At 69.1% G+C, this 25,279-nt stretch carries 22 protein-coding genes and 2 pseudogenes; 6 read left to right on the forward strand and 18 right to left on the reverse strand.

The genetic code is table 11. From position 1 onward, the window contains the following. The first annotated feature begins 93 nt into the window (after positions 1-93). Together mmsA and mmsB are read left to right on the forward strand one after the other, a co-directional pair. Positions 94-1,659: a multiple monosaccharide ABC transporter ATP-binding protein gene (gene mmsA / locus BGK67_RS02045; protein WP_069918248.1), complete on the forward strand. Its 1,566-nt coding sequence runs from the start codon at positions 94-96 to the stop codon at positions 1,657-1,659. 3 nt (positions 1,660-1,662) lie between these two features. Then, a complete protein-coding gene (gene mmsB, locus BGK67_RS02050) occupies positions 1,663-2,898 on the forward strand; it encodes a multiple monosaccharide ABC transporter permease (RefSeq protein ID WP_244291108.1) in 1,236 nt (411 codons plus the stop codon). Positions 2,899-2,951: 53 nt separating this feature from the next. On the opposite strand, the gene BGK67_RS02055 is transcribed toward mmsB, so the two are convergent. The 14 genes and pseudogenes from BGK67_RS02055 to BGK67_RS02100 form a co-directional block, all read right to left on the reverse strand. Continuing rightward, complete coding sequence (locus BGK67_RS02055; protein WP_432215501.1) at positions 2,952-3,269, reverse strand: hypothetical protein; 318 nt, start codon at positions 3,267-3,269, stop codon at positions 2,952-2,954. Positions 3,270-4,693: 1,424 nt separating this feature from the next. Continuing rightward, entirely contained in the window at positions 4,694-4,855 is a 162-nt protein-coding gene (locus BGK67_RS02060) for a hydrophobic protein (RefSeq protein WP_069918249.1), read from the reverse strand. A 69-nt stretch (positions 4,856-4,924) separates the two neighbouring features. Next, positions 4,925-5,227, reverse strand: coding sequence for a hypothetical protein (locus tag BGK67_RS38200; RefSeq protein WP_141753990.1), 303 nt, complete (start codon positions 5,225-5,227; stop codon positions 4,925-4,927). Positions 5,228-5,515: 288 nt separating this feature from the next. Continuing rightward, the gene (locus tag BGK67_RS02065; RefSeq protein WP_069918250.1) at positions 5,516-6,070 is read right to left on the reverse strand and encodes a tellurite resistance TerB family protein; all 555 of its coding nucleotides are present in this window, start codon (positions 6,068-6,070) and stop codon (positions 5,516-5,518) included. A 695-nt stretch (positions 6,071-6,765) separates the two neighbouring features. After that, positions 6,766-7,542 (reverse strand): alpha-ketoglutarate-dependent dioxygenase AlkB family protein, encoded by a 777-nt coding sequence (locus tag BGK67_RS02070; RefSeq protein WP_069918251.1) that lies wholly within the window; start codon positions 7,540-7,542, stop codon positions 6,766-6,768. Then, positions 7,514-8,782 (reverse strand): hypothetical protein, encoded by a 1,269-nt coding sequence (locus BGK67_RS02075; RefSeq protein ID WP_069918252.1) that lies wholly within the window; start codon positions 8,780-8,782, stop codon positions 7,514-7,516. Before BGK67_RS02075 ends, BGK67_RS02070 begins: the two co-directional genes overlap by 29 nt. 218 nt (positions 8,783-9,000) lie before the next feature. Beyond that, a pseudogene (locus tag BGK67_RS41120) lies at positions 9,001-9,218 on the reverse strand (IS701 family transposase); the annotation flags it as partial. A 252-nt stretch (positions 9,219-9,470) separates the two neighbouring features. Then, positions 9,471-9,974: a GNAT family N-acetyltransferase gene (locus BGK67_RS02080; protein WP_069918253.1), complete on the reverse strand. Its 504-nt coding sequence runs from the start codon at positions 9,972-9,974 to the stop codon at positions 9,471-9,473. A 162-nt stretch (positions 9,975-10,136) separates the two neighbouring features. Further along, positions 10,137-10,367: a hypothetical protein gene (locus BGK67_RS35795; protein ID WP_079153943.1), complete on the reverse strand. Its 231-nt coding sequence runs from the start codon at positions 10,365-10,367 to the stop codon at positions 10,137-10,139. A gap of 45 nt (positions 10,368-10,412) precedes the next feature. After that, complete coding sequence (locus BGK67_RS40670; RefSeq protein WP_279628647.1) at positions 10,413-10,547, reverse strand: hypothetical protein; 135 nt, start codon at positions 10,545-10,547, stop codon at positions 10,413-10,415. A gap of 16 nt (positions 10,548-10,563) precedes the next feature. After that, positions 10,564-10,953 (reverse strand): peptidase inhibitor family I36 protein, encoded by a 390-nt coding sequence (locus BGK67_RS02085; RefSeq protein WP_069918254.1) that lies wholly within the window; start codon positions 10,951-10,953, stop codon positions 10,564-10,566. A 657-nt stretch (positions 10,954-11,610) separates the two neighbouring features. Next, a complete protein-coding gene (locus tag BGK67_RS02090; protein WP_208948636.1) occupies positions 11,611-11,787 on the reverse strand; it encodes a hypothetical protein in 177 nt (58 codons plus the stop codon). Between the two features lie 431 nt (positions 11,788-12,218). Continuing rightward, positions 12,219-12,731, reverse strand: coding sequence for a GNAT family N-acetyltransferase (locus tag BGK67_RS02095; protein WP_069918255.1), 513 nt, complete (start codon positions 12,729-12,731; stop codon positions 12,219-12,221). Next, positions 12,728-13,146: pseudogene (locus BGK67_RS02100) on the reverse strand (hypothetical protein); the annotation flags it as partial. The gene BGK67_RS02095 and the pseudogene BGK67_RS02100, both read right to left, overlap by 4 nt. Positions 13,147-13,741: 595 nt before the next feature. On the opposite strand from BGK67_RS02100, the gene BGK67_RS02105 reads away from it, so the two are divergent. Further along, complete coding sequence (locus BGK67_RS02105) at positions 13,742-14,227, forward strand: DedA family protein (RefSeq protein WP_069918257.1); 486 nt, start codon at positions 13,742-13,744, stop codon at positions 14,225-14,227. Between the two features lie 315 nt (positions 14,228-14,542). Here BGK67_RS02105 and BGK67_RS02110 read toward each other — a convergent pair whose 3' ends face one another. Beyond that, positions 14,543-15,022, reverse strand: coding sequence for a hypothetical protein (locus BGK67_RS02110; RefSeq protein ID WP_069918258.1), 480 nt, complete (start codon positions 15,020-15,022; stop codon positions 14,543-14,545). Next, positions 15,019-21,087, reverse strand: coding sequence for a DNRLRE domain-containing protein (locus BGK67_RS02115; protein WP_069918260.1), 6,069 nt, complete (start codon positions 21,085-21,087; stop codon positions 15,019-15,021). The genes BGK67_RS02110 and BGK67_RS02115 overlap by 4 nt, the downstream gene beginning before the upstream one ends. Before the next feature lie 303 nt (positions 21,088-21,390). Between BGK67_RS02115 and BGK67_RS39375 the strand changes: the two genes are divergently transcribed. After that, positions 21,391-21,759: a hypothetical protein gene (locus tag BGK67_RS39375; RefSeq protein ID WP_208948637.1), complete on the forward strand. Its 369-nt coding sequence runs from the start codon at positions 21,391-21,393 to the stop codon at positions 21,757-21,759. A 381-nt stretch (positions 21,760-22,140) separates the two neighbouring features. Here the strand turns inward: BGK67_RS39375 and BGK67_RS02125 are convergent, their stop codons facing one another. Together BGK67_RS02125 and BGK67_RS38205 are read right to left on the reverse strand one after the other, a co-directional pair. Then, entirely contained in the window at positions 22,141-22,302 is a 162-nt protein-coding gene (locus BGK67_RS02125) for a hydrophobic protein (protein WP_069918249.1), read from the reverse strand. A 532-nt stretch (positions 22,303-22,834) separates the two neighbouring features. Continuing rightward, positions 22,835-23,101, reverse strand: coding sequence for a hypothetical protein (locus BGK67_RS38205; protein ID WP_141753991.1), 267 nt, complete (start codon positions 23,099-23,101; stop codon positions 22,835-22,837). A gap of 500 nt (positions 23,102-23,601) precedes the next feature. Here BGK67_RS38205 and BGK67_RS02130 point away from each other — a divergent pair, with 500 nt between their 5' ends. Both BGK67_RS02130 and BGK67_RS02135 read left to right on the forward strand, forming a co-directional pair. Beyond that, positions 23,602-24,753 (forward strand): S1 family peptidase, encoded by a 1,152-nt coding sequence (locus BGK67_RS02130; RefSeq protein ID WP_208948638.1) that lies wholly within the window; start codon positions 23,602-23,604, stop codon positions 24,751-24,753. Between the two features lie 161 nt (positions 24,754-24,914). Continuing rightward, complete coding sequence (locus tag BGK67_RS02135) at positions 24,915-25,268, forward strand: RICIN domain-containing protein (RefSeq protein WP_069918265.1); 354 nt, start codon at positions 24,915-24,917, stop codon at positions 25,266-25,268. Positions 25,269-25,279 lie beyond the last annotated feature (11 nt).

The raw sequence follows: 25,279 nt of genomic DNA on the forward strand, positions 1-25,279 counted from the left end.
GCCCGGCCGACGGGTCGGCGACGACGACACGGCGGTGCGACGCCCGGGAGACCGGCCGATGCCGCACCGCCCCGACGATACGGATGCACAACCATGGCCCGACCCGTTCTCGAGATGCGGTCGATCAGCAAGACGTTTCCCGGCGTCAAGGCCCTCTCCGAGGTCAACCTCACCGTCGCCTCGGGTGAGGTGCACGCCGTCTGCGGTGAGAACGGCGCCGGCAAGTCCACGCTGATGAAGGTACTCAGCGGGGTCCACCCCCACGGCGGCTACCAGGGCGAGATCTACTTCGAGGGCGAGCCCTGCCGGTTCCGGGACATCCGGGCCAGCGAGCAGCGCGGCATCGTGATCATCCACCAGGAACTCGCGCTGGTGCCCTACCTGTCCATCGCCGAGAACATCTTCCTCGGCAACGAGCACGCCACCCGGGGCGTCATCAGCTGGTCCAAGACGCTGACCCACGCCGCCGCACTGATCCGACAGGTCGGACTCGACGAGAGCCCGCACACCAGGATCGCCGATCTCGGCGTGGGCAAACAGCAGTTGGTCGAGATCGCCAAGGCGCTCGCCAAGAAGGTCAAGCTGCTCATCCTGGACGAGCCGACGGCCGCCCTGAACGACGAGGACAGCCGCAAGCTGCTCGACCTGATCCTCGAGCTCAAGGCTCAGGGCATCTCCTGCATCCTCATCTCGCACAAGCTGAACGAGATCGCCCGGGTCGCCGATGCCGTCACCATCCTGCGCGACGGGCGGACCATCGAGACCATCGCGATCGGCCCCGAGGGCATCTCCGAGGAGCGGATCATCCGCGGCATGGTCGGCCGTGACCTGGAACACCGCTACCCCGACCGGCAACCCTACTCGGCACCAGGGGCGGAGATCGGCGAGGTCGCCTTCGAGATCGAGGACTGGAGCGTCCAGCACCCGATCGACCACCGGCGCAAGGTGGTCGACGGCGTCTCGCTCAACGTCCGTCGAGGCGAGATCGTCGGCATCGCCGGCCTCATGGGCGCCGGCCGCACCGAACTGGCCATGAGCGTCTTCGGCCGCTCGTACGGGCGGTGGACCGGCGGCCGGGTGCGGCTGGACGGCCGGGAGATCCGTACCCGGACGGTGCCGGAGGCGATCGGGCACGGCATTGCGTACGTGACCGAGGACCGCAAGCAGCTCGGCCTCAACCTCAACGACGACATCAGCCGGAACATCTCGCTGAGCGCCCTCGGCAAGGTCGCCCGGCGGGGCTGGGTCGACAGGCACGAGGAGGCGCGGATCGCCGAATCGTTCCGGCGGACCATGAACATCAAGGCCCCCTCGGTGTTCGCGGAGACCGGCAAACTCAGCGGCGGCAACCAGCAGAAGGTCGTCCTCAGCAAGTGGATCTTCGCCGAGCCGGACGTGCTGATACTCGACGAACCCACCCGGGGCATCGACATCGGCGCAAAGGCGGAGATCTACACCGTCATCGCCGAACTCGCCGCCCAGGGCAAGGCGGTACTCGTCATCTCCTCCGAACTCCCCGAACTCCTGGGCCTGTGCGACCGGATCTACACCATGGCCGAAGGCCGGATCACCGGTGAGGTCAACCGCGCGGAAGCCACCCAGGAATCCCTCATGCGGCTCATGACCATGAGCGCGGCATACCCCGACAAGCAGGTGTGAGGCATGGCCCAGACCAAGACCACCCCAGACACCACGCCCCGCACACCGCACAGCGGCCAACGACCGTCAGCCGGTGCCGTACTGGCCCGAGTGCTGCGCGGCAACCTGCGCCAGTACGGGATGCTGCTCGCGCTGGCGCTGATCGTGCTGCTGTTCCAGTTCTGGACGGACGGCATCCTGCTCCAGCCGCTCAACATCACCAACCTGATCCAGCAGAACGGCTACATCCTCATCCTGGCCATCGGCATGATGATCGTCATCATCGCCGGGCACATCGACCTGTCGGTCGGGTCGCTCGCCGCCTTCGTCGGGGCGGCCGCCGCGGTGATGATGGTCAAACACCACGCGCCGTGGCCCGTGGCGCTGGTGGCCGCGCTGCTGATCGGGGCTCTCGCCGGAGCCTGGCAGGGCTTCTGGATCGCCTATCTCGGGATCCCCTCGTTCATCGTCACGCTGGCCGGCATGCTGCTGTTCCGCGGTGGGACCCAGATCCTCCTGCAGGGCCAGTCGGTGGCGCCGTTCCCCAAGGGCTTCCAGAACATCAGCAGCGGCTTCCTCCCCGCGGTCGGCCCCCACACCAATTACCACAACCTCACCCTGCTGCTGGGCTTCGTGGTGCTGGCCGTCGCGATCCTGCAGGAGGTGCGCGGACGGCGGCGGGCCGCCTCGTACGGGCTGGAACCCCTCCCGGCCGGGCTCTTCCTGGTGAAGCTCGGCGCGATCACCGCGGCCGTGGTGGCCTTCACGCTGCTGCTGGCCAGCTACCACGGGGTGCCGATCGTTCTGCTGATCCTCGGCGTCCTGCTGGTCGGCTTCGGATACGTGATGCGCAACTCGATCCTCGGCCGGCACACCTACGCCATCGGCGGAAACGAGGCGGCGGCGAGGCTGTCCGGGGTGAAGAGCAAGCGGGTCGTCTTCCTGGCCTTCGTGAACATGGGCGTCCTCGCGGCCCTGGCCGGGATGGTCTTCGCCGCGCGACTCAACGCCGGTACCCCGCAGGCCGGCATCAACTTCGAGCTGGAGGCGATCGCCGCCGCCTTCATCGGCGGCGCCTCCGCGAGCGGCGGTGTGGGAACCGTCATCGGCGCGCTCACAGGCGGTCTGGTGCTGGGCGTACTGAACAACGGCATGTCGCTGGTCGGCGTGGGTACCGACTACCAGCAGGTGATCAAGGGCCTGGTACTGCTGGCGGCCGTCGGCTTCGACGTCTACAACAAGCGCAAGGCCGGAGCCTGACCCTGCCCTGCCCCTCCTCGGTGCCGCCGCCTCACGAGGACGGAGTGCCTCGCCTATCGGGAGCACGCCTCCCGCGGCTCCGCTCGCGCGTCGACGATACGCTCGAAGAAGAACTCGTGCTTGAGGAAGGAGAGGTTGTACTCATGACCCGGGTACGGCGGGATCAGCTGAGCGGCCTGAATCAGCCGCCAGCCCGCCCGGAGCGCCGCCACCCCCGACTCGTACGGCGGCTCGTCGCTGTCGCCCGTGGTGGGCGAGGTGCGGCCCGTGCCGTCGTACGGCACTCGCCCACCTTGACGAGCCCCCCCGCTCTCGCGGCCGTCGGCATCGGCACTGGTGGAGTGCGGACTCTCAGCGCCGGGGGAACAGATCCGCCGAAGGGCGGCATCGTGTCGTTGGTTCCATCGTCTGCTCCTGCGGTGCAGGCACGGGCGATCTCTCACCACGGTTCAACGCGCACACTTACCCAACCGATGGTCCCAGCAGACGCGGACGCGCACGGCGAAACCACGGAAAACCCCGTCGGCAATAGCCAGCCAGCCAGACCTTTGTCACAGGAGGGGCGAGAGGGGCGCCGGTCAAAGGGGTCCGTCAGACCCCCTTGACCGCCCGGTTTGTGTGACCGGTCACGTTAGTTGGCGGCGGGGCGATAATTTTCTGCCTGGTCACCGCGTTTCAGGCCAACGCAGTTGGCGGCTTCTGGCCATGTAGTTGGCGGAGTCGTGGCCGGAACGGCCCACTTCGCAGGCAGATCCGGAGCTCACGTGATCGTTGGCTGCGGATCCGCCATGTCCGTGCCCGACCGCCGACCGTCGTCTCCCTGCGGGGCCGTCTGCCGATCTGTCATTGCCTGTTGCGCCGCACCCTAACGGCGATGGCGTATATGGAGATGATCACGACAATGGCGATCAGGAGCCACAGAGGCGTTGCTGAGGGTATTCCCTTGTAGGCCATATCCGCTCGAACCATCACACTCACCTCACGATGCGGTAGCGGTGAGGGGCTGCTCCTGGGTAGTCGGCCGAGCAGCGCCCCCCGGCTCGACGCTTACCCGCTAACGCCTCCTCCAGACTGCGAGCGTCACATTGGTCGGCAGTGTGGGGCAATGGCGCTGCCTGGTTACGGCGGCGGCCTCCCGGACCGGGACACCTTGAGGGAACTGATGGAGGCCGAGCGCACCCGTGCCTTGCTCGGCATCATGCCGCCCTGGGCGTACTTCCTCCTCAGCCTCGTATGCGCCGCGGGCGTCTGGCTGCCGAACGAGACCGCGGCCACCGCCGTCGCCGTGACCGGCGTCCTCGTCCCCGGTCTTGCACATGATGCTCCGGATCCGCCCGCTCGCCGCGGCCATCCCGGTCTACGACATCGACGACGCAGAGGAATCCGCGGCAGACCCAGACTCCACCCCGGCCGACGAGGCCGCGGCGCAGCACATGACCGCCCGAATGATCGCCGGCGTGATCCGCATCGACTCCGTCGCCACGAAGCCTCGGGACCGGGCCGCAGGACGCGCGGGAACTGGACCGACGCTTGCATCTCCCGGTGGGCCGGCACGGGCAGGAGTTGACCTGGTCATCGGGCCGGGACGGTCGTCGATCCTTGGAGGTGAGCAGGTCCCCTGCTGCGTCACGACGACCGGCCCGGTTATGTGCCGCATACCCCCGGGCGTGCGCCTTCACCTCATGTGCGTCAACTCATCGCGTCGGGCTGACTCCGCACACGTCTGCGGCGGTGCGCAGCCCCCAGGGGACTGTGCACCGCCGCAGCGCTATGTCGTGTCACTTTTCGTGTGCCGCTACCAGCGGTACCAGCGTCCGCTGCCGCCCTTCGGGCGGGCGACGAACCCGATCAGCCACAGCACCAGCACCGCGATCGCGACCCACCAAAGAATCTCCACCGCGAAGCCGGCGCCGAAAAGGATCAGAACGAGCAGAAGAACGAGAAGCAGGGGAACCATAGTTATCAACCTCCGAAACAGCGGTTGCCCCGACCCTTCTCGATCATGCACGCGACATTTACAGGTTTCTTATCCTCGCAGGCGGGCAGTAGTACAGGCCGCCGTGCCGCCGCTACGTCGTCGTGGTGGACTGTCGGCGCTTGGCGCGTTCGACGTGCCGCAGCAGCGGTCGGCGCATTGGATGATCTCGACCTTCCTCGATCGATCGTGGAAGTCGACGGTGCGGTGGCTGGCAGAGGAAGCGACCTCCGGCTCACCGCCTTCGGCTGCGGCGTCGGCGAGCGGGCCGCCGGCCTTCCCGCTCTGGTGCGGCTGGAACGCCGCACGCATCAGCCCGGCCACCGTCACGCGGGCGCCATCGCCCGTACGCATCCGGACAGGCCACGCACTCGGGCAGACTCGGGAGACACCACGGAGCACCGACCGCACGACGCCGATACGTACAACCAGGAGCTGACCGCCACACCAGCACAAGGCGACGACGGCGCGGTTCTCCGCCTTCCAGGCCCTGGCCGGAGTCGGCAGCGACGGCTCCACGGAAGGCTTCAGCAACTGTCGGCTACCCGGGATCCAACGGCCGCGGAAAGGCGGGCGGGGACGGGGGGCTGACGGGGCAGCGGGAGGTAGGCGGCCGCGCGGCTCTTCGCCGCGGTCAGCGGGTCAGATGCCGAACTCCGCCGCCGACAGGCCAAGCGCAGTGCACGCCTCGCGGATGATCTGCTCCTCGGCAGGCTCGATGAAGCCGTCCGCACCCGCGACCACGATGCCGGTCTGGATGACAGCCCGTGCCTCGGTGGGCTTGTTCGCCACCTTGACGACCTCCTGAAGCACCGCCGCCTTGCCCATGACGAAGCCGGCCGAAAGCTGGTCGACGTGCTTGTTGAAACGCTGGCGGAGCTGGTCAGCGGGGAAGTTCTGAAGGACGTCGTTGGTGAGGATGAGCGACTCGACGTGCTGGCGCTCGGCGGGATCGACCTGTCCGTCAGCGGCGGCCACCAACGCGCACATGGCCATGCTGGCGTCCCGGAAAGCGCCGCTCTTCAGCTCCGTCTTCAGCGACGTTAGCTGCGACTTCAGCGCGCTCACGAGCTCGGCCCTGGAACCGCCCCCGGACCGTGTGCCGGACGGCCCATGGCCGCCGGAGCCGCCGCGCACCCCTTGGGCCTGCTGCAGACCTCTGGTCGCCTGGTCCTTGATCCGATCCCACATCGCCACTCGTGCCACCTCAGCTTCTGCCACGTCGTCCCTCGTTGGACACGCATCATCGATCGTGCACCACTCTGCTAACGCCTTCCACACACCGTGAAGTTCCACCACCACGGCTGATGCGACGCCCTCAGCACACATGCCACCCCACGCAGGCGCAGGCCGGAGCGGCACAGCGCGAAGACGAACAAGACGGGAGGCCGGGCAGGACCGGCGCCCCGCCGAGGAGGCCGAGCACCTCCAGGACGTGCCGAGGACCAGAACCACAGACCCGGAAAACATCACCGAGAAGGGCTCGTCGTGCCAGCGCCGGTCGGCGGTGCCGTCGTCGTCGTGGATTGCAGCATGAACTCGGCGAGGGGGCTGCCGTCGGGAAACGTGATGGTGAGCGCATTGGGGATTTGCGCGTAGCAGGCGTCGGCCCGCTCCCAGTCCTCCTCGTCGGCAGCCCGCCAAGCCGCGGGCGGTGCGGGAGCACCACGAGGAGCCTTTGACCCCTCCCCCATAGCCGTGACACCCCGGGCCCCCGAGAGGGCCCGGGGGCGCGAGCGTCACCGCGCGGCGTTGTGGCGACGGGGCGGGCCGCTGCCGGTGGCGCGGGAGGGTGCGTGCCCGGACCTCCGCCAGACGTGACCGGGCGCGGTGCGCCCATCAGCACACCGGCCGCGAGCAGGTTGGGCAGCGGCACGGCGCCTCCTGGGTGGTCAGATAAGTGGGGTGAGGTCGCTGGGGCTGAGGGTGTAGGTCAGTGGGGGGTAGGTGAAGATTGTTTCTTGGTTTTCGCGGCGGCGTAGGGCGTAGAACTCGCGCCTTTGGTCATCGTCGGCCAGGGTGAGGCGCGGGCCCTGGGGGAGGTACGCGTGGCCGTCGTGGAAGCGGAGGAAGGTCTTTGATGTTCGGAAGGTCACGCCCAGCCATGTGTTGTCCGCCGCCGGGACGGGTGTTTCCGCCACGATCTTGTGCCGGAGCCGTCGGTTCGAATCGACGGAGAATGCGACGACGCTGTGGTGGGTCAGGGGAATCTCGAACTTCTCCGCGTCTGATTCCTTTGATTCGAAGACCAGCTTCCGGACCGGGCCCGCCTCGAGGAAACCGTAGCAGGAGAAGACGGCGATGAACGTCCCGTTGGCCAGATCGAGGGCCTGGTCGCAGTGGCTGCCCATGGTCCTGTAGGCGTTCGTGTAGCGCTCGATGAGCGCGTTGTTGAAGCCGGCCGGCAGCCCCGCATGTTCCTGGACCTGCTGGGCCAACCGTTCGTGCACCGGCCCGAAAGGCTGCGCCGGGCTGCCGTATGGAGTGGTGGTGCGGACGAGGGGGACGCCGGAGTCGGCGGCCCCGTCGATTCGGGTGAGTACGGCGCCCTGTCGGCCTTTTCCCACGTCTTCCCAACGCGTCGACGCCGACAGCTCCGCAAAGAGGTCGCCCCCGGCCGGGACCGCGCGCGAGATGATCTCATCCGAGATCCGGGACCCGAGGGGCACGGTAGTCTCCTTCGTTCATGCTGAAGTGGAACGCGTCCCGGTAGTCGATGAAGGACGAGGTCCGGTTCTCCTCCGCGTACAGCCTGCGCAGTTCCGTCATACCCGCCGGTGTGGGCGGTTGCAGCGGCACCAGCTCCCCGGCCGCCTTGAGGAAGGTACGGCCGTTCCGGTGGACGGCCTCGGTGTCCGAGCAGCGCACCACGTACCCCAGGCGGGTCGGCAGCAGCTCGGCGTCCAGCGGCGACGGCCGGATCTCGTGCGTGTACAGCCGGTTGGTGGACAGCGGCATGAAGAACACGGACCCGGGGTGGAGCGTGACCGTGAACTGCGCGGGAAGTCCCGCCCCTTGGGCCGGGTTCTTGAGGCGGAAGCGGAGTCGGGTCAGCCCGCTGACGCCCTTCACCCCGCGGTCGAAGGGGTCCTCGGGCAGGGGCCGCAGCCTGTCGAGCCCGTCGTAGAAGGTGCAGAAGGCCATGATGCCGTTGACAGGCATGTCCTTCGTCTTGTCGGCGTGCGCCGAGATCTTCGCCTTGGACTGCTTGCGCCCCGGCGCCGCAGAGGCGTTGTGGTAGATCTGCGCGAGGACGTGGTTGAGCGGGGCCTGGTCGCGGAAGACGGCGGCAGCCTCCCGGTTCAAGGCCTCGACGATGTGCGTGTCGGCCGGGCCGAAACCCTCCGTCGGCCCCGAGAGGTTCGTCGAGCACCGGAGCAGGCGGAAGTGCAGGTCGTCGTCCCCGCTTCGGGTGACGGGCGTCAGGTAGATCCCGCTGCGATGCGCCGTTCCCGGCTTGGTGGACTCCGTCAACGACTGGAACACGTGCTCCGCGCGGATCCGACCGAAGTGATCCTCGTCGGGATCGAAGAAGCGGCGGTAGTACACGCCGACGCCATGGACGAGCAGGGGGACGCGGCCGATTCCCACGAAGGCCCACGGCCCGCCGCCGTACCCGTGCGACAGCTCCCGGATGACGAACACCCGCGCCGAACCCTCCAGGTGACGATCGCTGACCCCGGAAACATCGCCGCACAGGTACACGGTCTTCCCCGCCAGGCCGGCCGCACCGGAAGCGAGCTCCTCCGGGGTGATCACAGTCCCGAAGAACTCCCTGACCAGGTCCTCGCCGGACAACCCCGAAGGCGCGACCAGGACATTGCCCCCACTCTCGATGCGGGCCTCGGCGGCCGGAGCGGCGGTGGCGCGGGGCGTCGGCCGCCCGTACGGCGGCGAGGCGTCATCCATGGCGCGGCCCTTCGAGGTGGGAACAACTGGTTGACGCTATTGTGCAGGTCCGTACGCCATGAATGACCGCCTCCAGCAGGCCGTGCCGGATACGGCGTAAGCCCGGCGAGGACGAAGTAGAGGTTCTCGTCCATGCGAACGTCGGCAGGGGGTCTCGGTGAGGGCGGCTACCTCGACCCTGACGAGGTGGGGGCAGGCGCGCTTCTTCGGTTCGATCCAGCCCAGTCGTAGTAGCGCGGCCCTTTCGCCCCGGTTCGGCACTCTGCCGGTGCCAGGCCGAGGCAGGCAGGCGGTCGGCCACGGCATCCGCGCGGGCAGTGGTCCGCCCCTCGTTGATCTGCACCCGCCTGCTGCAGGCGACGGCCAGCACGTAGCCGATCGCGCGGGACTCCAGCAGGGCGCGCAGTCCGGGATCCTGACCGTAAGCCTCGTCGCCCCTGTTCTTCCCTCCCGACGGCCGGGCCGTCGAAAGCGGGTCAAGCCGACGCTGAACCATACGTACACAACGCTACGCGGCGGGGTGGCCTGGCCGACTTGCGTGACCGTGCGCAGAGCCGAAGGCGGGAACGGGGCGGATCGACAACGCCGAGGGCGTCCTTGATGTGGAGGAAGCCCCTGATCTCGCCACCGGGCCCGGTGACGACCAAACGAAAAAAGCCACCGAACCTCTCGGTACGACAGAAGCTACTTACGCGTCGGAGTGCTCCGGCAGGGTGAGCCAGTCCGACCAGGAGATCTCTCGGCCGAGGAAGCGCGGTTGCTCGAACGGCCAGTCGGCGGCGATCCACTGCGGTACCAGCTCATCGAGGGCCTGCTCGACCTTGCTGTCCACCAGCTCGTCCACCACCCACCAGGAGATCTCGCCGTCCGCGCCGGCCCTCTCCGGTGGGTCGATGTAGACACAGCCGAGCAGAGCTGTCTCCTCTGCGTCGAAAAGCGCGTAGTTGAAAGACTGGTGTACGGCGATCTCCTTCTCGTGTCGCAACAGGTCGGCCTGGTCGGCCTCGTAGGTCATGGTGGCCGCGGGCCAGCCCCAGGCTGGGCCGTAGATGGTCCACAGCCGCTCGCGCGAACCCATCACAGCCGGATAGTCGAGCGGGGTGTCCGCCTCCCGGATCGGCCGCAGGTGATGACCACTGCCCGGCAGCGGTACCAGGACGGGATGGACGAAGTTATCGGGGAGCCAGCTCATAGCGCCCGACCGTAGCAGCGCGCGGCCGCCGGGCCATCGCCCTGACACCGGACACCGGAGCGGATGGAGCAACTCGCCAAGGTCGGGATGCGGTGGGCGTAGCCGCGTTCACGAGAAGCCGGGCTGGACAGGATGTTCCTGTCCAGCCCGGCTGCTGCGTGGTCAGCCGAAGTCGAGCATGTCCTGGTGCGGAGCTGGCGTACGCGGGGAGGGACTCAACGGGGGCGCGGGGGCGTGGACCTGCTGGGCGGCCTCCCAGCGTGCGATCAGCTCCGCCTTCCAACCCTTCTCCGCAGGCCATGGAACGCCCCATTCGGCGAGCTGGGCACGCGTCCATCCGCCCTTGGGCGTGCGGGCGGCGTCGATCTCTTCAGGTGACGGCAGTACAGACATGTGGGATCAACGAACGACAGGACGTAGGTGTCACCCGCCGACCGGTCAGGGTGTGTCGCCGGTCCAGTCCCCGCAGCGCCGCTCGCCGGGGCGCAGGTCGTACAGGGCTCGGCTGCCGGGGCCGAACTTCCCGATCTCGGTCATCAGCGCGGCGCCGGTCTGGATCTCGTCCCGGCACACGCACCGGAGGTCGATGTCAGCCCGGGCAGGAGCCGGCGCAGAGGGAGCCGATGGTGTAGGTACCTGCGAGATTTCCCTTGTTGCCGGCGGTGGTGCTGCCGATCCGATTCGTGTAATTGACGCTGTGGTAGTAGTGGAACCTGCTACCGGTGCGGTTGTACACGGACCGGGTGTTCGTGCCGGCTCGCATCCATGAACACTGGGAACGGGTGTCGGTGGAGCTCTGGGACCACTGGCATTTCTGTCCGCCCCCGTCCCTCTCCGAGTAGAAGCAGATCCAGCCGGACGCGCAGTTGTCGTAGCCGCTGATCGAGACGTCGTCGGCCTGGGCCGCGGGCGCGAGTGCAAGCGCTGCACCGACGAGTCCGGTCGTTACGGCCAGGCTGAACTTTGTCCGACGGTTCATTACCCCTCCTTCGACTGAGGCGAGATTGCCGTGGCGGCCCGCACCGTCGAGGCTCGGGCTGCTACCGAGAAGTCTGGCGGGTACACCGATTGAGCGGCTACGGGCGAATCAGCCAGTTCGTTGAAGTTCGTTCGCCATAAGGCATGTTCGAGGCTCTTCGTGCCATCAGAGCCGGAACTCCCCATGTGAGCGGTTTGTCGTCCACCGATTCCTGAGGGGCCGTTCGTACGAGCCGAATTGGTAGTGCTCCACCTCGCACCGGGGTCAATCGGTGGTGCCACAAACGCGGGAGGAGAGGTGTCAGATGCTCGTGAGCTCGGACGATGGCCCGTCGAGGAGGCTGGGCCGGCTGGTTGTCGGACGAGAGCACGATCATGGCTGAACCTGAAGGAGGTCTTGCCCGTCGTCGACTGCGGACCGTGAATCCCAGGGGGCAGCCCCTGGACCCCGCCAGCGCCTAGGTCGCGCTGGACCGGCCACTGCGTGGGGGCTACTCACCCCCCAGACCCCCTCACCAGGCGCTAGGAGGGCCTGCCTTCCGACTCGTCGGGGTGAAGATGAGGTTCCCCCGCTGTGCGGGAGCGGCTGTCACCATCGACACTGGGGGTCAGGGTGTGTCGCCTGCACAGCCCCATCGGCGCGGGCGCCGGGGCCGAACTACCCGATCTCGGTCATCAGCGCGACGCCGGTCTCGATCTCGTCCGCGCTCCAGCCGGTGATGTCGAGGAGCAGGCTGTCCAACGGGCCACCGACCAGTTCGGCGTAGGTGCGGACGGTCTTGGGGCCGGGCAGGGATTGGTCGTGGTCCTCGCCGCAGATCCGGCCGCGCAGCAACTCCTCCTCCCTGTCCAGCCTGCAGGAGGCCTGCAGCTCGACGGGCAGGGGAACGGTCGTTGTCGTAGTCCTCTGACAGGTGATGTTGACCGATTGTCAGGCGAGTTTGACCGCCTCCGCCCAGGCCGCCCGGTCCTGTACCGGATGGACCGTGGATGATCAGGACGTGCTGGTTCACACCGAGGCGACGCAGCAGGCTCCCCCACGTCCCCTAGCCCGATTCGCGCAAGCCCCGACCCGTGCGGCATGGGCTCGCGGGCATTGCGGGCCTTAGAGGTCGCGCAGGTAGGCGATGGCCAGGGTGGGGTGGCATGTGAGGTAGGCACAGGTTCCTTGATCATGGAGTTGCAACGCTCTGTGATCATCGAGAGACCTGCGCCTGTCCTGCGTCCCAGGGTCGGGTGCAGGCATCTGGCTGGTGGGTGGAGCGGTCAGCGCACCAGCTCGGCGGCCAGGAGGTCCATCAGGAGGCCGTCGTGCCAAGTGCCGTCCGGGCCACGCTCGTACTGCCGCATGATGCCGACGGGTTGGAAGCCGACCTTGGTGTAACAGCGGATCGCCGCGGTGTTGTCGGCTGCTGGGTCGATGACCAGACGGTGATAGCCGTGGGCGTCGATGAGATGGCGGGCCAGTGTCCGTACGGCGTCAGTGCCCAGACCCCTGCCGTGCACTGTGGGATCGAGGAAGAGGTCGATGCCGGCGTGCCGGTAGTCCGGATCTTCCTCGGTGTACCACTGGATCATGCCGATGATCCGCTGCTGGTAGTCGACAGTCAGGGACCGAGTGTCAGGGTCTTCGAGATCGGCGGCGATATCTGCCTCGAGATCCTCCCCGCCGTTCCACCGTGCACGCACCTCGGGTGTGGCCCGGATGGAGGCCAGGGTGGAGATGTCCTCGCGGACAGTGGGGCGAAGGGAGATGGAGGCGCCATGCAGCACGGTCATGGCCAGGAACTGTACGCGAGCGTGGCCTCGGAGTGGATTGCGCGATCGCATGGTGAGCGTTGGGGGCGGTTGTCCCAGCGGTGGGTTGTCCAGGAGCGTCGGATCAGGCCGCGGATGGTGATGATGGTGTCGGCGAGGTCGAAGAATGCGTTGATCACGGTAGCGCGGCGTTCGTAGCAGCGGGCGAGGCGGTGGAAAGCGTTCTGCCAGGCGTGGGTGCGGTCCACGTGCCACCGCTGACCGGCCTGGATCGGTGCTTCTCCCCCTTGTGCGCGATCCGGCCGTTCAGGCCGCGCTCGTCGAGTTCGGAGCGGATGCCGGTGGAATCGTAGCCGCCGACCAGGTGGACGGTGATCTCGTCCGGCAGGGGTCCAAACCCGTTGAGCAGGTCGAGGGTTGGGGCCAGCAACGTCGAGTAGGTGGTGGACAGCCGACTTGTCTCCTCCCCGACGCACCGAAGACGCGGGGCCAGACGAGGGCTTCTGTTATAGCCGCCAGCCCCACGCCTCACCGCCCGTACAGGCCCTCAGAGCGGGTAGGACTAGGTTGATCGCCGTGTAGAAGGTAGTCAGGGCGCCCTCAAGCGAGCCCGGGCCGACGCGCGCGGACCGTACGGCTGGTCGTGCAGGGGGTGCTCATCGGATTCTGCGCCGCGCGGCTTGCATGGACGGGCGGCGGAGTTCAGTGGCCTGTCCCGGGTCGCCGTGGGCGAAGGCGCCGGTCTGTCTGGCCACCGGGCCCGCCCGGGGTCGGGAAAGCGCGTCCTGCACTGGGCACATCAGGGCTGTGCCGGTTTCGCCGACGGGGTAACTGTTCTTGTTGTTCCTCGGGCGGCCCGACCCTGGACCCCGTACGCTCGTTCGGTTAGGCTGTCCTTGCCTGGCGTGCGGGCGCGTTCGTTCGGGTCTTTGCCTTAGGTGGCAACCCCTACGACAGAACGGGCGGAGGCGGGGCGCAGGTGCGTGTGACGGGCTTCTCGGGTCCCGGCCCGCAGCTGGAGGCGAGGCGTCGTGGATGAGATCGCGGTCACGGCCGGAGCCCTGTATGTCATCGTCTTGCTCCGCGCCGGAGGTACATTCGCCGTCGGGTGGCTCACCGGGGCCGGTGCCCGGCGCAGTAGGTTCGCCGAACGGATTGCCTCGGTGAAGTTCCGACGCGTCGAGCGAGCGATTCAGCGGTGGGGCGCGCCCGTGGTGGCCGTTTCTTTCCTGACCGTTGGTTTCCAGACCGCGGCGAACTTCCTTGCCGGCAGCCTGCGCATGCCGTTGTCGCGCTACCTCCCGGCCCTGTTCCTGGGCGGAGCAGCCTGGGCCCTGATCTACGCGACCGCGGGGCTCGGTTTGCTCGAAGTGCTGGGAAGGCTCTTCGCCGAGCGCACGGCTCTTGGGGTGTCCGCCGTCGCCGTCCTCCTCCTCGCGGTGTGCGGGGTCGTGGTGTACCGCAGAAGAAGGGCGGCGGCCCTGCCGTTCGGTCACACCGTGGCTGAGAAACCGTAGGCAAGGCCGCACAAGGCCGCCGCGGCAGAGGCCGACGGTTACACCTTGCCGTACCCGGGCGGGGTGTTCTTCTCGAATGGCATACGTGGGTCTGCTTAGACGGTTTGGGCGGTTTCGGCGGCTCGGGCCTTCCTGAATGGTCTGGCTTCGGCAGCCAGGCCTACCGCCACGTCGTCCCCGCCCTCGGCCACAGCCGGGCGCCCCACCCGCGACCGCACCTTCGACGGATCCGCACGACAACGCTGCCCCCGGCTGAGAACTCAGCCGTGGGCAGCGTTGTCGGCGGCTTCACCGCGAGCCGTAGGCCCGACGGGCCTACAGGTCCTGCGGGCCGACGTCCGGGCCGCCGACCGTGTAGGTGTCGTAGACGTCGAGGAGGTCCTCTTCGGCGTCCAGCAGAATCTCGGGCGGCATCCGGCACACCAGTGCCGTCAGCCGCACCAGGGCGGCCAGCCCCGGCCCGGCCTCGTGCTGGGCCAACGGCCGGGCATGCGGCCACTCCTCCGTCAGCTGCCGCAGGCAGGCACGCCGCGACCGCTCCTCCGTCACACCCGGACGATCGTGTGACACGTGCCACAGGCCTTCGGTGGGGATCGGCCGGCAGGCCCGCACCACGCGTGTACGCAGTTCGGGATCGGCCCCCTCCCACGATGCGGGGTGGACGAAACCGCCCAGGGCCGTGAAGGCCAGGGCTTCCGCCTCGGCCAGCCGGTCCGGCGCGACCGCGACCGCGGTGAGCCCGTACGGCGGCTCACCGTGCCAGTCGAGCACGCACACGACCTGAGGGAGGGTCATCCGACACACATCTCCGTGCGCCCCTCAAGCCAGCGGGTGTCGTAGTTGCGCACGGTCGAGCGGATCTTGGTGCCCGCACCGTTGGCACGGCTGGCAATCATGAATTCACCCACGCCCACGTAGTAGTGGCAAGCGCCTCTCGGACCCCAGTTGGCCACGGCCCGCGCCTTGTACTTGCTGTTGCCCGACACATAGCCGGTGGTCCCGATCTTCTCCCATCCGTACCAGCGAGAACGGTGCAGCGTCACCCGGATCGAGAAGCTGGGAACCTTCGACTTGCACTTGAGGTCCGCGTGTACGTTGACCCGGCTGTTGTTCGTATGGGATTTGTGCGGGCGGTCCACGAAAGCACCGCATCCCCAGCGGTTGTTACCGTACTCACCGCTCAGGTCGGTGCAGTTGACGCTGTCCGCCGTGCAGTACTCGTAGGAGTTGGCGTTGCCGCCGTACACCGGGTCGACGGACAGGAACCGGCCGGTTTCGGGGTCGTACTGGCGTACGCCCATCAAGATGACGCCGGCCGGCGTGTCGGAGCTGCGCTGGTAGGCGGCCAGCCAGTTGTAGCGCGCGGCCGCGGTACCGGCGCGGACGTTGCCGTACTCGTCCGTGTCCGCCACCGAGAGCGGCTTCTGCGGATCCAGGGGCAGCGCGACGCCGGCGTCGCCGTGCAGGTCGGTGAACTGGAGGACGACGTCTCCCGCCGTTCCGGTCACCGCGGCCAGCTCGCCCGACAGGGAGGCGACGTTGCGCGTCCGCAGGTTCGCGGCCGTGTCCTCCACCGTCCACGACGGGCTGTCCGACGCGTCCCGGTAGTGGTTCACCGAGCTCACCGAGGCCAGCACCGCGCCCTGTCCGTCCAGGGTGTCGGCCGTCCACGAGGCGAGCCGGCCCTGGGCGTCCAGCTCCCAGGTCTGGCGGCGCTCGCCGGCCGTCTGGGAGCGGACCAGGTCGTTCGCGTAGTAGCCGAACGTGCTGCCCGGCCGCGTGAGGGTACGGCCGAAGGCGTCGTACGCGATGCCCGGACCGGTCAGGCGGTCCGCCGCGTCGTACGTGTACTCGGTCGTGCTCTGGACCGGGCCACCGCCCTCGTCCCGGGTGGAGACGAGCTTCTTGCGGTTCGCGTTGGCGTCGAAGGTGTACGAGCGGTGCTGCTGCCCGTACGCTCCGGACTCCTCGACGTCGGTGAGGCGGCCCGTGCGGTCGTAGCCGAACCTCTGACCGTTGCCGGCGCCGGCGCTGCGGGTGCCGGAGCTCGCCTGCCCGTGCACCGTGGGCACGGCGACGTCGGTGAGGACGGCGATACCGTCGGAGTCACGGGTGTACACCCGGGACGTGGTGAAGCCGGTCTCGTCCTTGACGGTGGCGAGCGTGTATCCGCCCGGCAGCGTCTCGCCCGACACCTCGCCCGAGGCGTCGTACGAGGCCCCGAAGGTACCGGCGACCGAGTCCGTCATCGACGTGGGCAGCCCGCGCGGCTCCTTGTCCGTGTCGTACGCGTAGGTCACGGTCGAGGGTGCGGAATCGGACACCTTCACCGCTCGGCCGAGCGTGTCGAACTCGGTCGTGGTGACGTTGCCCGCGCCGTCGTCGTAGCTCACGAGCCGGCCGAGGGCGTCGTAGGCGTACGCGGCCGTCTTTCCGCCCGCGGCGACGGTGGCCGGCTTCCCGCTGACCGGGTCGTACGTGCGGACCGTCTCGGGGACCGCGGTGCCGAGGCCGCCGGAAAGGGACGTACGTGTGACGCGGCCCGCGTTGTCGCGGGTGACCGTGGTGGTGCGGGTCGTCGGGCCCGTCTTGTCCGTGGTCTTGGCGACCTGGCCGAACGCGTCGTACTCGTACACCGAAGTGGTGCCCGAGGACGCGTCGGCCGGGCCCACGGAGCAGACCAGGTCGGCCCACTCGGGACGGCCCGCGCACTGGCCCGTGCCGCCCGCGGTGTAGTACGAGGTGACCCGGGTGCCGGCGGCCCCGCCCTTGGGCAGGACGGTCGAGGTGACCCGGCCCTGGGCGTCGTAGGCGGTGCTGGTGACGAGGTTCAGGCCGGCGGGGTCCTCGGTCGTGGTCAGGGGCAGCCCCTTGGCCCAGTCGTACGTGGACTTGGCGACGCGGGTGTCGAGGTCGCCGGAGCGTCCCGGCACCACGGCGCCGACCGTGACCGTGGTGGCCCGGCCGCTCACCGCGGCATCGGAGGGACGGCCCTCGTCGTACAGGCTCGCGGAGTGCAGCCGCGCCGGAACCTCGGTGCCGGCGGGCAGATCGGCCGCGCCCTGCTGGAGTTCCACCACGTGCAGCGGCCCGTACGTGTGCAGCTCGCGCAGACCGTCCGCGCTGTACTCGACCGTCTCCGCCAGGAGCGCGGCACGCTCCGCCGTGCCAGCGCCCTCGATGCCGAGGCGGGCCAGCTGCTCCAGGCCCGCGCCGCCGGTGGCCAGTGCCAGGTCGCGGTTGGCGGAGGAGAGGGCGTACACGATGGCGCCGTCGGCGTTGTAGCCGGTGGTGGAGATGCGGCCGCCGGGGGTCGCGGTGTTGACCTCGCGGCCGGATGCGTTGACGTAGCTGACCGTCGCGCGGCTGTAGGCGGCCGCGGTGAGCGCCTCGCCATCGTGCCCGGTCGGCACGGCGTCCGGCGGGAAGACTGCGGTGGCGTCGGTCGGGGCGTCACTCTGGCCCCACGCCGCCACGTCCGCCGGGCCCAGCTTGTAGGGCGCCTTGGCGCCGGTCAGCGGGACGTCGTAGACCATCGAGGTGGCGATCGAACCGCCGCTGGTCTCCGTCTTCGACCCCTGCTTGAGGGAGGGGCGGGAGGCCTTCAGCAGCATGCCCTCGCCAGCGGTGGCGGCGTCACCGGCCTTGCCGTAGGTGAAGGTCCACGGCAGCTCGGTGCCCGGCATCATCCAGTACACACGGTTGGCCGAGTCGTACGAGTACTGCACCTGCGTGGCCTGCGACAGGTTCGGGTCCCACTGCTGGCGCAGCCGTCCGTCCTTGTCGTAGCGGTATACGGACACGGATCGCGAGGTGGCCGTGGTCGCCCCGGGGGCGGTGGACCAGTGCTTGATCTCCTTGACCTGGCCGGCGAAGTCTCCGAAGTCGGCGGCCGTGGTGTAGCCGGTGGCCGTGGTGGCCGTCGCGTAGACGAACTCCAGGCGCTCGCAGCCCGCCGTGGCGGGATTCGCCTCGCAGGCCGCGGCCGTAGCGGCGGTGCTGGGCGCGATCAGGTACTTCGGGCGGGCCAGGACCTTGCCGTTCACGGTGACCTTCTCCGACACCACACGGGTCGTGGAGTTGTCGGTGGGCAGGGCGGTCGAGGCGACCTGCCAGCTCTCTGCCGCCGGGTCGACCTTGGCGAAGGTGGTGACGACGCCCTCGTCGTCCTTCAGGGTGAAGGAGCCGGTGAGCGAACCGGTGAGGGTGAGGTGTTCCGAGCCCTCCTCGGGCTTCCAACCGCCGCCGGAGGTGGCGGTGAAGCCGACGGCGCCGTCGGCGAGGACGACCTCGACCGAGGTCGGCGACGTCTTGCGCAGGCCGATGTACGAGGACTGGGTGATCTCGGCGTAGATGCCGGACACCCACTCGGGGCCGAAGATCTTCACCTGGCCGTCGTCCTCGGGGTGGTCACCCCGGGAGAAGGCGGTACGGGTCACCGAGGTGCCCGCGCCGGACGCGTCGGTGGCGTCCAGAGTGAAGTCACCGGTGAGGCTGTTGACGGAGCCCGGCCCCACGGGGAGCTCCGGGGAGGCCCCGGCGGCGCGGTCGACGGTCACGGAGACCCCGGGCGAGGCCTCGGTGGACGAGCCGGCGGCGAACACGGCCCGTACGTCGACGGGTCCGTCCTCGGCGAGCGTCTTGGTGATGTCCCAGGTCAGCGGAGCGGGCTTGCCGCCGCTGACAGCCACCGGCCAGGAGCCCGGCGCGGCGCCCGTGGAGTTGACCCGCACGTCGGCGACCGGCACGTCCTTCCACGCGTCGGTCTCGCCGCGGCGGTACTGGTAGCGGACGCCGGTATACGAGGTGTCGCCCTGGGCCATCAGACCGGTACGGCGGGCAGGACGTTCACCGTCCGACGGGGCGGTGATGGCCGCTCCCTTGCCGGCGTTGAAGGAGTACACCGTGTCGCCGGACACGTTGCCGGCCGCGTCGCGGGTGTGGGCGGTGACGGCGTGCGCGCCGGCCTTGAAGCCGAGCACTGCGCTGACCGGGGTGCCGGCGGTGGCCGCGGTGACCCATGCGCCGCCGTCCAGCCGGTACTGGATGTCCTTCACGTCCGAAGCGGGCGGCGTGAAGGTGAAGGTGCCCGAGAAGTTCCCGTTCCCGTCAGGGGTGCCGGACCATGCGCCGGCCGGGAAGGCGCTGGAACCGACCGCGGTCACGCCCGGCTTCAGGGTGTCGACAGTGAAGGTCTGCCAGGCCGACCAAGTTCCGTTCCAGGTGGAGCCGTCGTACACGGCCGCGCGCCACTTGTAGCCACCCGGGGCGAGCGGGGTGCCGGTGGTCCAGGGAGCGGCCGCACCCGAGGCGGCGAAGGCGGACTTCCCCGTCTGCAGGGCGGAAGTACCAGCGGCGGTCCAGATCTCGTAGCTGAGCTGGACAGTGTTGCCGTCGGCGTCGGTGGCCTTGCCCGTAAGCGTCGGCGTCGTGTCGGCCGTGGCCGTGCCGGACAGCGGGGAGACGGGGACGGCCGCGCCCGGCTTGGTGTTGTAGCTGACGGTCAGCGACGGTTCGAGAGCGGCGTTGTGCGATCCGTCGGTCTGGTTCGCCGAGTGGTAGCGGCGCCAGGTGAGGGGGTCGCCCTCGTTCACGGCGGCGATGCGGACGCCGTGGTTCGGCTGGCCGTCCGCCCAGGCCTGGACGATGGCGTCGATGTCCCAGGAGACGTGCCCGGCCGGGCACGTGGTGGCGTTGTACCCCTTGGCGGCGGTGGAGGCCACGGCGCCGGTGGCGGTCGTCGCGGGCTGGTTGGCCCAGGTGATCGCGGAGGGGTCCCAGGCGGCGGTGACCCGCCGCACCTCGTTGCCGGCGCTGGCCGTCGAGCAGGTCGAGGAGTACTTCGAGTACAGACGCAGATCCGTGTCGAGGATCTGCTTCCCCTTGTACTTGTCGACGTTGAACTGCAGGAACGACCGGGCCTTCTCGGCGCCGTCGTACGTACCGGACTTGAGCTCGGTCGAACCGCGCTGGCTGGTCAGGTAGTCGTCGTACTGGATCCAGGTGTCGGTCACCGGGCCCATGAGCGAGTCGGTGGGATCGATCGTCACCGGGTAGGTGAGCTTCGGGTCGTTCAGGAACTCCTGGCTCGGCTGGAGGACCAGGACCTGCCCCTTGCCGTCCTTGCCCGGCTCGACCTCGACCTCGACCGGGGCCATGTGCTCGGCGTCGCCGGAGGCGCGGTCGTAGGAGGAGTCCCACATGACCGGGGCCGGCGCGGTTGCCTTGGCCTGCTCGGACGTGTCGTTCCAGCGCAGCCGCTTGTCGGCGGTCTCGGAGAGCTTGAGCCCGCTCGCCTCGACCGGAATCCGGTATTCCACCGGACCCTTGGGAGCCTCGTGCAACACGACGGAGTGGGAGAAACCTTCCTTCAGGGCGGTGACGACCAGGTCGCCCCCACCCTGGACGGCGTTCCTGTACGTCGCCGTCGAGCCCTTCAGCTCCGGCTGCGGCAGCTTGCCCTGCCAGCCGATGCCGAGCGAGTGCTGCCCGCGCCCTGCCTTGACCAGCGGCTCGCCCGTACCGCCGTCGGAGAGTGCGACATCGGCGGCGGCGACCTTCGGGCGGATGGTGTCACCGGTGTCGACCAGGGTCGTGTCGACCTTCTGCCAGCGGCCCTGGGCGTCCTTGACGCGCACCGGACCGGTGAAGGACTCCACGGTGGTCAGGCCGCCGGGCTCGGCGTACGTCGTGCTGGACTCGGTGCGTTCGCCGGTGATCTCGATCCGCCGGTTCTGCAGCCGCGCCATCAGGAAGCCGGAGGCGGAGTCCGCGGCCTCCGCGGGACCCAAGGCCCTGGGGACGGCAGGCCCGGCCGTGGGGGCCACCACGGGGGCGGCGACGGCCGGTCCGCTCAGCATCGACCCGGCGGTAACGACGGAAACCGCTAGCGCGGTCCCCCGTATCCACGCGAGCGAGGCCGAGAGGTGTCGGCCTGCGGAGGCAGGCGACGGTTCTCTCATCTGGTTCAGAACTCCTCAGTAATAAAACGATGAACCAGGTGAACCTAATGTCTTGTTGCCACGCCCCATCGCGATCGTTCGGACAGAGCGGGGTGATTGGTGCGGGCCGTGATCAAACTGTGCTGCGGGAGCGCCCATCGTTGCCTCGTCGGCCCTTGAGCCTCCCCGTCCGCATTTGGGGTGATCATGGGAGCGGGCGGCATGGGGAGCCTGGCCGGTGCGCTGCTCGCGCCGAGGATCGCGACCCGGTTCGGCGTCGGACCGACGATCATCACCGGGTTCGCGATCAGCCCCCTCGCTCAGGTGCCGCTGCTCCTGGCCGGGCCCGGGCCCGGCTGGCAGATCGTCCTGGCGGGGACGCTCGCCGCACAGCTGTTCTGGGCGACCGCGTCAGGAGTCAGCCAGCGATCCCTCCGCCAGGTCCTGTGCGCCCCGCGCTTCCAGGGCCGGATGCAGCGCGGCCAGCACCACGGTGACCGCCGGAAGCCGCCCCCTGGCCGCCGCAACCGCCGGCGCACTCGCGGTCCTCCTCGACGCCCGGGCCGCCCTCGCCGTCGGCGCGGCCCGTAGTTCCTCCCGTCGTCCTGCTGCTCACCTCCACCATCCGCACCTTGCGGGACATGCCCGCCCCGCCCGACACCGCGGCCATGCCGCCCACTCGAGAAGGAGAGCCGTGACCACTACCGCGTCCACCGGGAGCGCTGCCTACTGGGAGCCGGTCTGGGCAGACGGCCGCCAGTACCGGCAGCTGACGCGAAGACGAGAAGCGGCTGATGGACCAGCATCTGGGCCCCGGCCCCGTTATGTGCCGCATACCCCCGGCATGCGCCTTCACCTCATGTGCGTCAGCTCATCGCGTCGGGCTGACTCCGCACACGTCTGCGGCGGTGCGCAGCCCCCAGGGGACTGTGCACCGCCGCAGCGCTATGTCGTGTCACTTTTCGTGTGCCGCTACCAGCGGTACCAGCGTCCGCTGCCGCCCTTCGGGCGGGCGACGAACCCGATCAGCCACAGCACCAGCACCGCGATCGCGACCCACCAAAGAATCTCCACCGCGAAGCCGGCGCCGAAAAGGATCAGAACGAGCAGAAGAACGAGAAGCAGGGGAACCATAGTTATCAACCTCCGAAACAGCGGTTGCCCCGACCCTTCTCGATCATGCACGCGACATTTACGGGTTTCTTATCCTCGCAGGCGGGCAGCAGTACAGGCCACATCCCGCCCATCGGCTGCGAAGGTGAGCGTCCTGCCGTATGTGGTCAGACGGTGTGGAGGGGCCCGCCTCCGAAGCGGGCCAAGAGACCGCGGGTGGCATCCACCGACAGGCCAAGGGCGCGGCGGCCACCTTCTCCGGGGCCTGGTGGCGGGCCCCGTGCGCAGGCCAGTACGCGGTGCGCCGGGCGATGAGGTGTCGCACCTCCCCCGCTACGCGAGCGCAAACCGGGACAGCCAGGCGCTCAGGACGCTGCGAGCCTGTATGAGGCGCGGCAGGACCCCGCCTGTCCATCCCCCGTTATGTCTTTCGCGTTCCTGCAACGGGGCCGCTGGCCTCCGGGCCCGGTATGACTGTGTCCCTAAGAATGTGAAGCCGTCCGGGAGGACCGGGTGGAGAGTAGTTGTCAAGACTTGTGGATCAGCTCGGCATTCACGGCCCTTCTCCCCAGGACTCCTCCGCCTTGCCCCATACGGCAGGAGCGGCAGCACTGAGCTCAGGCTCGCTGATCGCGCGTTGCTCGTCGTGCCAGACGGCGGCCAGGAGCGCATCGAAGGGGAACTCGATTTTCGTGCCGTCTTCGAACGAGATCATCACGTGCGTGTCTGATCCGGCTCGGTGATCGTCCAGCCACTGTACGTGCGCTACGACAGGCGTCAACGTGCCGCCGGGGCCAACAAGACGGTAGCCCTCGTCCACCCCCTGCGACCGTACTGGCAGCAACGCGGGCTGACGTTTCGCTGCTCGCTCATCCCGGTAGTACCTTGCCATTTCACCAACTTACCTGTCGGCGTAATGGCCAAGACTTGCAGGTCTGCTGAGGTGGATCATGCTGCGAGGTTGTCGGGGCGTTCGACAAGGTGACCGTTCTCGAAGTGGGCGCCGGCTCAGACGAGCGCGACGAGGTGAGGCTGTGGCTCGCGTAACCGCATCGTCGGACGCTTCATCCGTGTCTCCTGTGGTCGGACGCCGTCACCCCAGGGGGGCGAGGCCGTAGTCCGCATGCTCCGGCACGCAAGGGGGCCGAGCGCTTCGAAGCAACCGCGCCCACCCCTCAGCGACACGGGGAGTGTTCGCGCAGGTGCCGCCGTGACGGCCGTCCCTTGGTATGGACCTGACAAGCGCGGTTCGGTTACCGTAACGCTCGACACTCTGTGAGAGCGCTCTCAAGCGTTCAACTCCCCACAACCGGAGGTCCCGTGAACCTCACCACCCCCCTGCGCACCGCCGTCGCCGCTCTGCTCCTTACCGTCGGCCTGGGCGCCTCCCACGTCGGCGTGGCGAGCGCCGTCCCGCTTCCGGAGCCCGCCCCGGAGCCGTCCGCCTCCGCCGGACTGCTCGACGCGATGCGCCGGGACCTCGGACTCACCGCTTCCCAGGCCGAGGAACGACTGAGTGCAGAAAAGGCCGCCGCGGCCGTGGACAAGACCGCGCGGCAGGCCGCGGGTGATGCGTACGGCGGCTCGTGGTTCGAGCCGTCCACCGGGCGGCTCGTCGTCGCGGTGACCGACCGCGCGGAAGAGTCCGAGGTGCGGGCCCTGGGCGCCGACACCCGGCTCGTCCGGCACAGCGCCGCCGCACTGGACCGCGCCAAAGCCCGCCTGGACACGCTTCGCGCCCCCGCCGGTGTGGCCGGCTGGCATGTCGACCCGCGGACCAACAGCGTCGTCGTCTCGGTCGTACGCACTGAGCGGGAAGCCCCCGCCGTACGGGCCTTCGTCGACCGGGCCCGGGCCGGCGGCCCCATCACCGTCGCCGCGACGGCGCAGGCGCCCCGCACGTACGCCGCGGGCACCGTCGGCGGCGACCCGTACTACACCGGCAACGTCCGCTGTTCGATTGGCTTCTCCGTGCACGGCGGCTTCGTAACGGCGGGGCACTGCGGGCAGGCGGGGGCCGCTGTGCGCGGCTGGGACGGGTCCGCGATGGGCACCTTCCAGGGCTCCTCGTTCCCCGGCAACGACTACGCGTACGTCGGCATTCACAGCGGCTGGTGGACCGTACCGGTGGTACTCGGCTGGGGCTCCATCCCGGACCAGCTGGTACGCGGCTCCGCCGAGGCACCCGTGGGCGCCTCGATCTGCCGGTCGGGGTCCACGACGCACTGGCGCTGCGGCACCGTCCTCGCCAAGAACGAGACCGTCAACTACAGCCAGGGCGCCGTCTACCAGATGACGAAGACGAGCGTCTGCGCCGAGGGCGGCGACTCCGGCGGCTCGTTCCTCAGCGGCGACCAAGCCCAAGGCGTCACCTCCGGCGGCTGGGGCAACTGCTCGTCCGGCGGCCAGACGTGGTTCCAACCGATCAACGAGATCCTCGGCCGCTACGGCCTGACGCTGCACACCGTCTGAGGTCGGCACGGTGAACGGGTCCTTCCGGGCTCGAGCACCTGGACGGACCCGTCGCACCGCTGCCCCGCCCGGGCCGGAGGAACTTCTCGTCAGGGCCCCCAGGGCGCCTCGACCGGCCGGCCGTCGACGCCAAGCCCTGCGGCCGTACCAGGAAAAGGCCGTTGCACCCGTCCTTGGCCCGGCAGCCCGGACACCTCCACGTCCTTCCCGCAGACGACGACCGTCGACTACGTCCGCGCCTCCTCCGGCAGCACCCCCACCGCACGCCCGATCCGTGGCATCGACGGCGATGCGTCGACGTCGCCGCCGGCTCCGACGCCGACCGCACCCCCATCCGGCTGCACGACCGCATCGGCAGCGCGGCCCGGCAGTGGACGTACACCCCCGTCCCCGACCTCACCAATACCGGTGGCGGCACGTGCTTGGACGCCAAGGGCAACTCCTCTGCCGACGGCACCCGGCTGCAGACCTGGACCTGCACCGGCGCCGCGAACCAGAAGTGGACGGTCGGCTGACCGACCAGCCC

Origin of the sequence: Streptomyces subrutilus, assembly GCF_001746425.1 — a bacterium.
In the GTDB taxonomy this organism is placed as follows: domain Bacteria; phylum Actinomycetota; class Actinomycetes; order Streptomycetales; family Streptomycetaceae; genus Streptomyces; species Streptomyces subrutilus_A.

Coding starts and splice junctions, on each gene's coding strand:
- BGK67_RS02075 (WP_069918252.1), bottom strand. CDS start 8,782: ATGGATGACGCCTCGCCGCCGTACGGGCGGCCGACGCCCCGCGCCACC.
- BGK67_RS02080 (WP_069918253.1), bottom strand. CDS start 9,974: ATGAGCTGGCTCCCCGATAACTTCGTCCATCCCGTCCTGGTACCGCTG.
- BGK67_RS02125 (WP_069918249.1), bottom strand. CDS start 22,302: ATGGTTCCCCTGCTTCTCGTTCTTCTGCTCGTTCTGATCCTTTTCGGC.
- BGK67_RS39375 (WP_208948637.1), top strand. CDS start 21,391: ATGGGGAGCCTGGCCGGTGCGCTGCTCGCGCCGAGGATCGCGACCCGG.
- mmsB (WP_244291108.1), top strand. CDS start 1,663: ATGGCCCAGACCAAGACCACCCCAGACACCACGCCCCGCACACCGCAC.
- mmsA (WP_069918248.1), top strand. CDS start 94: ATGGCCCGACCCGTTCTCGAGATGCGGTCGATCAGCAAGACGTTTCCC.
- BGK67_RS35795 (WP_079153943.1), bottom strand. CDS start 10,367: ATGTCTGTACTGCCGTCACCTGAAGAGATCGACGCCGCCCGCACGCCC.
- BGK67_RS38200 (WP_141753990.1), bottom strand. CDS start 5,227: ATGCGTACGGGCGATGGCGCCCGCGTGACGGTGGCCGGGCTGATGCGT.
- BGK67_RS02085 (WP_069918254.1), bottom strand. CDS start 10,953: ATGAACCGTCGGACAAAGTTCAGCCTGGCCGTAACGACCGGACTCGTC.
- BGK67_RS02095 (WP_069918255.1), bottom strand. CDS start 12,731: ATGACCGTGCTGCATGGCGCCTCCATCTCCCTTCGCCCCACTGTCCGC.
- BGK67_RS02115 (WP_069918260.1), bottom strand. CDS start 21,087: ATGCTGAGCGGACCGGCCGTCGCCGCCCCCGTGGTGGCCCCCACGGCC.
- BGK67_RS02110 (WP_069918258.1), bottom strand. CDS start 15,022: ATGACCCTCCCTCAGGTCGTGTGCGTGCTCGACTGGCACGGTGAGCCG.
- BGK67_RS02060 (WP_069918249.1), bottom strand. CDS start 4,855: ATGGTTCCCCTGCTTCTCGTTCTTCTGCTCGTTCTGATCCTTTTCGGC.